This window comes from Mesorhizobium sp. M6A.T.Cr.TU.017.01.1.1, from assembly GCF_004023115.1.
Classification (GTDB): Bacteria; Pseudomonadota; Alphaproteobacteria; order Rhizobiales; family Rhizobiaceae; genus Mesorhizobium; species Mesorhizobium mediterraneum.
In genome coordinates this window covers 1-8,203 of sequence record NZ_RZTA01000179.1, presented here as the reverse complement: position 1 = coordinate 8,203, position 8,203 = coordinate 1, and the positions used below count along the sequence as shown (strand labels likewise).

The window sequence follows — 8,203 nt, the reverse complement described above, 5'->3', positions numbered from 1 at the left end:
CGCAGGCCCTCAACCTGCCGGCGACCGACCCATGGCTTGCCGCCGACCGCCTGCACCGTGAATTTCAGGTGGTCGGCTTCTATCTCTCCGCCCATCCGCTGGATGAATACAAGGCGGCGCTGCAGAAGATGCGGGTGCAGACCTGGGCCGAATTCTCGGCCGCCGTCAAACGCGGTGCTGCCGCCGGGCGGCTTGCCGGAACCGTCACCACCAAACAAGAGCGCAAGACGCGCACCGGCAACAAGATGGGCGTCGTGCAGTTTTCCGACACGTCGGGCCAGTATGAGGCGGTGCTGTTTTCCGAGGGGCTGGCGCAGTATCGAGACCTGCTCGAGCCCGGCCGTTCGGTGGTGATCACCGTTTCGGCCGAGGACAGGCCCGAAGGCGTCAATCTGCGCATCCAGACCGTGCAGTCGCTGGAGGACGAGGCAAGCCGCATCCAGAAGGCCTTGCGCATCTTTGTCAGGAATGACCGACCGGCGTCGGCGATTCAATCGCAGCTTACCCAGCGCGGCGACAGTCAGGTGAGCATTATCGTTATCAAGGACGAGGCGCAGGGCGAGGTCGAGATCGAGCTGCCCAACCGTTACCGTGTCTCGCCGCAGATAGCGTCGGCGATGCGCGCGGTGCCGGGCGTGGTGGAAGTGGAACTGGTGTGACCTAACGGGATTAGCACGGTTCCGTCTGTTTCGACCGTATGCCGTCAGTCAGCGCCGGCATGCCCAGCGCCGTCATTGCCCGGTGATAACGCCGCTGGTATTGTGAGCTCGGCGGCCTGGGTCTTTCGGCGGCCGGGGGAGTGCGTCATGGACGAGCGGACAGCCGCTGCCGAACTCCAGAAGATGGCGAATGGGTTCCAGGTATCTCAGGCGATATGCGTCGCCGCCACGCTGGGCATCGCAGACCACCTTAAGGACGGAAAACGCACCAGCGGCGAACTTGCCGCGTTGACCGATGCCCATCCGCAGGCGCTCTACCGGCTGTTGCGCGCCCTTGCGTCGGTCGGCGTGTTCCATGAAGCGGAAGACCGGCTCTTCTCACTGACCCCGGTTGGCAGCGCGTTGCGATCCGATGTTCAGCATTCGGTCGCGCCGTGGGCTATCCTGGCCGGACGGCCCTATTTCCGTCAGGCATGGAGCGATCTGCTGCACAGTGTCAGCACCGGCGAAAACGCCTTTCGCCATGCTCATGGCAAGGGCGTTTGGGAATATCGGGCGGAGCATCCGGAAGAGTCCGTCATCTTCGACCGGGCGATGACGGCCATGTCGCGTGGCGTCGCCGCCGCGGTGATCGCGGCCTATGACTTCCGGCCGTTCTCTGTCGTCATGGATGTCGCGGGCGGGCAGGGCGCGCTGCTTGCCGAAATCCTCTGCCGCAATCCCGGCCAGCGCGGCATTCTTTTCGATCAGCCGCAGGTCGTGGCAAAGGCCGGCCCGGTCTTTGACGCCGCGGGCGTGGCCGATCGTTGCGATATCGTTGCCGGCGATTTCTTCGTCTCGGTGCCCGAGGGCGCCGATGCGATTGTGCTTAAATGGATCTTGCATGACTGGGACGACGACACAAACATCCGCATCCTGAAAACCTGCCGCCGGGCAATGCGCCCAGAAGGCAAACTGCTGGTGCTCGAGAGCATTCTGGCGCCGCCCAACGAAGGCGCCGGCGCAAAATTCGGCGATCTGAACATGCTGGTCATGCCGGGCGGGCAGGAGCGCACGGCGGAAGAATTCAGGGTGCTGCTTGCAGCGTCGGATTTCCGGGTCGCGAATATTGTTGAAGCCGGACCTCGCATCAGCATCATCGAGGCGGAACCGGTCTGAATTGCTTTCCGGGTCTGAAACTCTCCGGATGTTCTCAACCCACGGCGGCTTATCCCTGCTCTGCGCACTGGACGGCTGTTGCAGCGAACGTTATCGCAGTTGCCATGAAGGCGGCAGACAAGGACGGAGCGCGGGAGTTATCAGCCTTGGCGCGGCTGCGCGATACGTTGCGCAAGCTTTATCACGGGCGCACACCTGCGGCTTTCCGGTTTCAACTGGCGGCGATCATCATCGACCTTGCCATCATCGCCTTCTTCATCGCCACACCGGTGATCCAGGAGTCGTCCTCGTTCCTCTGGCTTGATTATTCTGTCGCAGCACTTGTCGCCGCCGACATGATTGCCAGGCTGCTAGCCTCCAATGACATGCTGCGCCTGCTGAAACAGCCGGCGTCGTGGATCGACGCCTTCATCCTGCTGACGTTGCTGATGCCTTCGGCGCTGGCCAATCTGGGTTTCCTGCGCATCCTGCGGTTGTGGTCGCTGTCGCGCAGCGGCGCGCTGTGGCGGTATTTCGAGATGCGCGGCCTCAAAAAATGGCGCGAGGCAAGCCACGCGGTCATCAATCTCCTGACATTCCTGTTTGTCGTCACCGGCTTCGTCTACACCTTCTTCTTCCGCACCGGGGCCGGTCTCGAAGGCTATGTCGACGCGCTTTATTTCACCGTCGCGACGGTGACAACGACCGGTTTCGGCGACATCGTGCTGCCGGGGATAGCCGGCAAGCTCACCGCGATTGTCACCATGATCATCGGCATATCGCTGTTCGTCAGGCTGGCGCAGGCGCTCTTCCGCCCCGCCAAGGTCTTCTTCCCGTGCCCGCAATGCGGCCTTCAGCGGCACGAGCCCGACGCCGTCCACTGCAAGGCCTGCGGGCATCTTCTCAAGATACCCGACGACGGTATTTGAGCTCCGACGGAACTATGATACCGCGATCTCAGCCGGTTTCGTCGCTTTCCGTTGCAGATTGAGCAGATTGCCCATCAGGATCAGCAAGGCGCCACCGGCGGTGAAAGCGTCGATCTGCTCGTGGTAAAGCAGCCAGCCGATCAGCGCCGACAGCGGCACGCGCAAAAAGTCCATCGGCGAGATGACGGTCGCGTCGGCATAGGCGAGCGCGCGGGCCATGCAGAAATGCGACGACATGCCGGTGAAGGCGATCAGCAGGATCCACGGCCACAGTTCGAGCGGCGGATTGCGCCATTCGTAGAGCGCCGGGACAAGGCCGAGCACCGACTGGATAAGCAGCATCCAGAAGATGATGCGCACGACGCTGTCCGTCCGCGTCAGCGACTTGACCAGAACCACGGATATGCCGAAGCAGACGGCGGCGCCCAGCACGACGACATGTCCCGGATCGACGGAGCCCGCTCCCGGACGCACGATGATCATCGCGCCGATCAGCCCCAGCATGATCGCCGCAACCTTGGGCCGGCTTAGCCTTTCACCGAGGAAGCCGACCGCCAGGATGGCCGTCCAGATCGGCGTCGTGAATTCGATGGAGATCAGCACGGCCAGCGGGATCAGCGTCAAGGCGTAAAGCCACGCCGCCTGGCCGATAAAATGGACGACGTTGCGGACGATATTGGCCAAGGGCCGTTTGGTGCGCATTGCCGCAAAACCGCCTGATATCATCACCAGCGGCAGGAGGATGAAAAAGCCGATGACCGAGCGCAGCTCCAACACCTGGAAGACGTTGAGTTCGGCCGTCGTGGCACGGCCGGCGACCGACATCGCCAGAAACGATGCGATCGACAGCGCCATCCAGAATGCGGCCTTGGGTATCGATGGTGAGGGTGCCATGCGCGCTATGTCGCAAGCCGGGACGTTCACTGCAACCGCTAGTCGACGCATTCGGCTGGGCCAGAAGCGACGTGTTGCAAAACAGTCATGTTGAAGGCGGAACCTGCCGAAGTGGCGGGCGTTGATTCGTAGTGTTTACCTGCCTAGCAGGGAGTGCCTTGTTTCCGATCTCAACGAGGAGAGATCCGATGAAATCATTCGCACGATTTGCACTCGCCGGCTGCCTAGCGGCAGCGGCTGGCGCAGCTCACGCCGACGAAGCCGATTTCCTCCGCTCGTTCCAGGGGAATTTTGCCGGCAAGGGGACCGTCAAGGTAACCACCGATGCGCCGACGGTGAACGTCTCCTGCCGCTTCAATTCCGACGCGACATCGAGCTCATTGTCGCTGGACGGCACCTGCCGCGGTCTGGTCGTGGTGACGCGCGCCATCAGTGCCGATCTGAAGTCCAGCGGGACGAAGTACACCGGCACCTATGTCGGATCCCGCACCGGGCCGGCGCAGCTTAGCGGCAGGCGCTCGGGCAATGCGATCAATCTCGGCATCCGCTGGGCGAAGGAGGTCAACGGCGATCGCACGGCGCAAATGACGGTCGAGAAGAGCGGCGAGGACGGCATGCGGCTGACCGTTATCGACGTCGACCCAAAAACCGGTGAGCGCGTGATGACCAGCCGGATCGATTTGAGGCGCATCTGAAGGCCGCTCTATCTTCTTGTTTGAGCATGATCTTTTCCGAGCCGAAGGTTCGGCATCATGCTCAGTCCTCGATCGGCTCGGGCGGGTGAGCGCTGCGGCCCTTGCCGAAGGTATAGCCGGTCTCCACGGCCTTGCGGCCGAATTTGTCGCGCAGCGTGTCGATGGCGCCTTCGGCCATGGCGCGCTTGCGTGACTGGATATCGACGAGGTCGGGCGGATCGGCCTTTTCGTCATTCGAGAGGTCGCTGACGCCGATGCCAAGCAGCCGGTATCTTGTGCCATCCGTTTCCTTGCGCAGCAGCTCGAGCCCGGTCGAAAAAATGCGGTCGGCCAGCCGTGTCGGGTCGCCGAGCTGGCGGTTGCGCGTGCGGGTCTTGAAATCCTGGGTCTTTAGCTTCAGCACGACGGTGCGCCCGGCAATGCCGGATTTTTTCAGCCGCCCCGAGACCTTTTCCGACAGCGCCCTCAGCACCGAAACCAATTCATCCAGCGACGCGATGTCTGTGTCGAAGGTGGTCTCCGCCGAGACGCTTTTCGCATCCTGGTCAGGATGGACGCGGCGATCGTCCTCGCCGCGCGAAAGGCGGTAGAGCCGGTCGCCCATCACGCCATAGCGGCGCATCAGGTCGCCGCGCTCCATGCGCTGCAACTGGCCGATCATGCGGATGCCGTCCCGTTCAAGCGTGGCGGCGAAGGCTTTCCCCACGCCCCAGATCAGCGTCACCGGCTGCTCGGCGAGAAAGCCGGCCGCCTCGGCCTCGCCGATCACCGAAAAGCCGCGCGGCTTGCGAAAATCCGACGCCACCTTGGCCAGGAACTTGCAGTAGGAAAGGCCTGATGAAACGGTGATGCCGATCTCCTTCTCCACACCAAGCGCGAAGCGTGCCAGCACCACCGCCGGCGGCAAGCCATGCAGGCGCTCGGTGCCGGCAAGGTCCAGAAACGCTTCGTCGATGGAGATCGGCTCGACCAGCGGCGTCAGCGCCTGCATCATGGCGCGCACCTCGCGGCCGACGCGTACATATTTTTCCATGTCCGGCGGGAGGACGACCGCTTCCGGGCAGGCTTCAAGCGCCTTGAACATCGGCATTGCCGAGCGCACCCCGTGGATGCGGGCGATGTAGCAAGCGGTGGAGACGACGCCGCGCTTGCCGCCGCCGATGATCAACGGCCGGTCCTTCAACGTCGGGTTGTCACGCTTTTCGACCGCCGCGTAAAACGCATCGCAATCGATATGGGCAAGATGCAGCCGGTAGAGCTCCGGATGGCGAGCAAGCCGCGGGCTGCCGCAGCGATCGCAACGCCGTGCCTCGCTGCGCTGGAAGGTCAGGCAGTCGCGGCAAAAACCGTGATCGGGATTGTTGACAGAAGCCGCCATCGCTGCGAACATAAAGAGAACAAATGCAATGGTACGTCAGGACGGACGCCACGACAAGGCGGTGGGCCGGGAGAGAGCTCATGAATACGACCATAGCGCCGCTGGTGCCCGAGCTTTGGGCGGATTTCGAAGATCTTTTCGGTAAGCAAGGCGCCTGTTACGGCTGCTGGTGCACACATTTCCGGCTGTCGCCGGCAGCTCGCCGCGCCAGCAACCGGGAGCGCAACAAGGACCACATCAAGGCGCGGATCGAGGCTGGGCCGCCACCTGGCCTGCTGGCGTTCGAGGATGGCAAGGCGGTTGGCTGGATGCAGATCGGCCCGCGCGCCGACGTGCCCGAATGGAACAATAAGGGCAGGGGGTCGGCGCCGGTCGATCCCGCCGATGCCGCGGATCCGGGCGTCTGGGCAATTTCGTGCTTCTTCATCCGCGTTAAAGCGCGCGGCAGGGGCGTCACCCATCGCCTGGTCGAAGGCGGCGTCGAGTTTGCCCGACAGAATGGGGCGCGACTGGTCGAGGCATGTCCGATCGATGTGTCGAAAGATTCGCGTTCGATCGGCCTGTTCGTCGGCTCGTCGCGGGTGTTTGAGAAAGCCGGCTTCGAGAGGCTGGTCGAGCGCAAGGCAGGCCGGCCACTGATGCGATTGGTGCTATAGTTGTGAGCTTTGCGCGCCGCTGTCGCGACGGTCGCTCGGCGGCGCCCGAATTATCGTGGCCTGCCTGCAATCAGACGGTTGACGTTCAGCAGGAATAAATCCGCCTGCGGCCCGTTCCTCCTCGGATTTTTCCATGGAGGCTATCGATGTTCCATTTTCCCCAGACCTCTCGCTCGATCCGGTTTCTCTGTCGGCCGGAAGACCATGGCGTCATCGCCCCGCCAGTGGCGGCCAAGACGGTCCTGCCGGACTGGTTCCGCAAATTGCCGGCGGTCGATTCGCAGCATGCGTCGGCCAACAACAACGGTCTGACCGTCAAGCGCTGCATGCCGTTTCTCGATGCGATGACAACCGGCTGGATCCTGCCGCTCGCGGCAACCGTCCGCCTTGAGATCAAGAATGGCGGCCGCACCGTCGATGCCGGCTGGGAGTTCGACAGGACTATGGTGAGCAATCATGGCGCCCATCAGGTCGCCGGCAACCCGAAGGAGCCGGGCCCGCCGTGCAAGTTTCACAACTACTGGTCGATACGTACCCCGCCGGGCTGGAGTTCCTTGTTCCTGCCGCCGCTCAACAGACCGGCTCAGCCTTTCGAATGCGTCGCCGGTATCGTCGATACCGACACTTATGCAGCCGACATCCATTTTCCATTCTTCGCGACTGCGCCTGATGGACTCTACGTCATTGAAAAGGGCACGCCGCTCGTCCAGGTCATACCGGTTCGCCGCGAAGGTGCGGCGCTCAAGGCGGAGATCCGGGCGGAGACCGGAGCCGAGGCGACGGAACGCGAAACGGTCTATCGCAACACGATTGCGAGCGAAGGCTGGTATCGCAAATGGGCCCGCGCGGCCCGCTAACTCTTTCCCGGAGAAGAATGCGAAACGGGGGCCGCTGGGCCCCCGTTTCTTTGTGGATCGATAGAGCGGCGGACTTTCAAGTCGAAGCGTACCGCCGCTCTATCTCTGGGCCCGATGCTCTAGCGGGACCGCCAGTGGCGCGGCCCGCGATCCGAACTATTCGAGCTCGAGTTGGAGGAGCTGTTCGACGATGAGTTCGAATTGGAGTTGCTCGACGAATTGGAGCTGGAATTCGACGAACTGTTGGACGATGAGTTCGAACTCGAATTGCTCGACGAATTGGAGCTCGAATTTGACGAACTGTTGCCCGCGACGATGAAGGCACCGTCGCTTTGGCTGGTCATTGCGGCCGGCGGACGCTCGGTTTCCAGGGGCGCCGCGGGATACTCCTTCGCCTGCGCCGCGGTGCTTGCGAGGGCTGCCATTCCTGCGACCAGTGTCGACTTGAGTTTCCAGTGTCTTGTCATGGTGGTTACTCCTTTTTCAGACTGGACCGGCAGTTGCGGTCCGGCGGAGTAACGGGCGATCGCCGGCTTTATTCCATTCAAGAGAAGCCGGCCGCCGCAGCTTTACTTCTGATCCTTCTGGCGGACCTCGGTCAGCGCTTTAACTTCCTCCTCGGCTGACATTGGCGCGCCCGCTTCGATCGCCGAAAGATAGGCGTCGAGGGCTTCGGCCGACGAGGCCGGGGCATAGCCTCCGGCGTCGCCCGGCGCCACGACCGCGAAGCTGACGCGCCATTCGTCGCCGGAACGGCAGGCGACCGACATCACCGTGGAGCGGTCCTGCGAGTCGACCTCGAATTCGCGACACAAATCCTGCGAATTGTTGCGGAAGGTGGCGATAGCCCGGAACCGATCGCTGATCCCGGCGAGCTTGATTTCCTTCCCGGATTCGACCGTTTCAAGGGCTTGGCCGAGGGCTGGCCTGATGACGCCGGCAACCCACAGCCCGCCCTGTGCGCGTTCGTTGGTGCCTGCAGCCCAATACCCGGCGAG

9 protein-coding genes and 1 pseudogene are annotated in these 8,203 nt (G+C 62.8%); 7 read left to right on the top strand and 3 right to left on the bottom strand.

Annotation, left to right across the window (positions count from 1 at the left end; genetic code table 11):
- From EOB36_RS32015 to EOB36_RS32005, 3 genes are all read left to right on the top strand, one after another.
- Positions 1–659 (top strand): OB-fold nucleic acid binding domain-containing protein (locus EOB36_RS32015; protein ID WP_245467957.1); only part of this gene is annotated, 659 nt, incomplete at its 5' end.
- 147 nt (positions 660–806) lie between these two features.
- Entirely contained in the window at positions 807–1,817 is a 1,011-nt protein-coding gene (locus tag EOB36_RS32010) for a methyltransferase (protein ID WP_128286463.1), read from the top strand.
- Positions 1,818–1,921: 104 nt separating this feature from the next.
- Complete coding sequence (locus EOB36_RS32005) at positions 1,922–2,725, top strand: potassium channel family protein (protein ID WP_095485381.1); 804 nt, start codon at positions 1,922–1,924, stop codon at positions 2,723–2,725.
- A gap of 12 nt (positions 2,726–2,737) precedes the next feature.
- Here the strand turns inward: EOB36_RS32005 and EOB36_RS32000 are convergent, their stop codons facing one another.
- The gene (locus tag EOB36_RS32000) at positions 2,738–3,619 is read right to left on the bottom strand and encodes a DMT family transporter (protein WP_095485380.1); all 882 of its coding nucleotides are present in this window, start codon (positions 3,617–3,619) and stop codon (positions 2,738–2,740) included.
- A gap of 188 nt (positions 3,620–3,807) precedes the next feature.
- On the opposite strand from EOB36_RS32000, the gene EOB36_RS31995 reads away from it, so the two are divergent.
- Complete coding sequence (locus tag EOB36_RS31995; RefSeq protein WP_127204968.1) at positions 3,808–4,314, top strand: hypothetical protein; 507 nt, start codon at positions 3,808–3,810, stop codon at positions 4,312–4,314.
- 61 nt (positions 4,315–4,375) lie between these two features.
- Here EOB36_RS31995 and EOB36_RS31990 read toward each other — a convergent pair whose 3' ends face one another.
- Entirely contained in the window at positions 4,376–5,704 is a 1,329-nt protein-coding gene (locus EOB36_RS31990) for a DNA polymerase IV (RefSeq protein ID WP_095485378.1), read from the bottom strand.
- Positions 5,705–5,772: 68 nt separating this feature from the next.
- On the opposite strand from EOB36_RS31990, the gene EOB36_RS31985 reads away from it, so the two are divergent.
- The 3 genes from EOB36_RS31985 (at position 5,773) to EOB36_RS31975 (ending at position 7,724) form a co-directional block, all read left to right on the top strand.
- Positions 5,773–6,348 carry a GNAT family N-acetyltransferase gene (locus EOB36_RS31985; RefSeq protein ID WP_095485377.1) on the top strand — a complete coding sequence of 192 codons (576 nt, stop codon included), beginning with the start codon at positions 5,773–5,775 and terminating at the stop codon, positions 6,346–6,348.
- A gap of 146 nt (positions 6,349–6,494) precedes the next feature.
- Complete coding sequence (locus EOB36_RS31980; protein WP_095485376.1) at positions 6,495–7,205, top strand: DUF6065 family protein; 711 nt, start codon at positions 6,495–6,497, stop codon at positions 7,203–7,205.
- Positions 7,206–7,376: 171 nt separating this feature from the next.
- On the top strand, positions 7,377–7,724 hold the full coding sequence (locus tag EOB36_RS31975) for a hypothetical protein (RefSeq protein ID WP_164759138.1): 348 nt from the start codon (positions 7,377–7,379) through the stop codon (positions 7,722–7,724).
- A gap of 50 nt (positions 7,725–7,774) precedes the next feature.
- Here the strand turns inward: EOB36_RS31975 and EOB36_RS31970 are convergent.
- Positions 7,775–8,203 (bottom strand): annotated as a pseudogene (locus EOB36_RS31970) (anti-sigma factor); the annotation flags it as partial.

Coding starts and splice junctions, on each gene's coding strand:
- EOB36_RS31980 (WP_095485376.1), top strand. CDS start 6,495: ATGTTCCATTTTCCCCAGACCTCTCGCTCGATCCGGTTTCTCTGTCGG.
- EOB36_RS32005 (WP_095485381.1), top strand. CDS start 1,922: ATGAAGGCGGCAGACAAGGACGGAGCGCGGGAGTTATCAGCCTTGGCG.
- EOB36_RS31990 (WP_095485378.1), bottom strand. CDS start 5,704: ATGTTCGCAGCGATGGCGGCTTCTGTCAACAATCCCGATCACGGTTTT.
- EOB36_RS31985 (WP_095485377.1), top strand. CDS start 5,773: ATGAATACGACCATAGCGCCGCTGGTGCCCGAGCTTTGGGCGGATTTC.
- EOB36_RS32010 (WP_128286463.1), top strand. CDS start 807: ATGGACGAGCGGACAGCCGCTGCCGAACTCCAGAAGATGGCGAATGGG.
- EOB36_RS32000 (WP_095485380.1), bottom strand. CDS start 3,619: ATGGCACCCTCACCATCGATACCCAAGGCCGCATTCTGGATGGCGCTG.
- EOB36_RS31995 (WP_127204968.1), top strand. CDS start 3,808: ATGAAATCATTCGCACGATTTGCACTCGCCGGCTGCCTAGCGGCAGCG.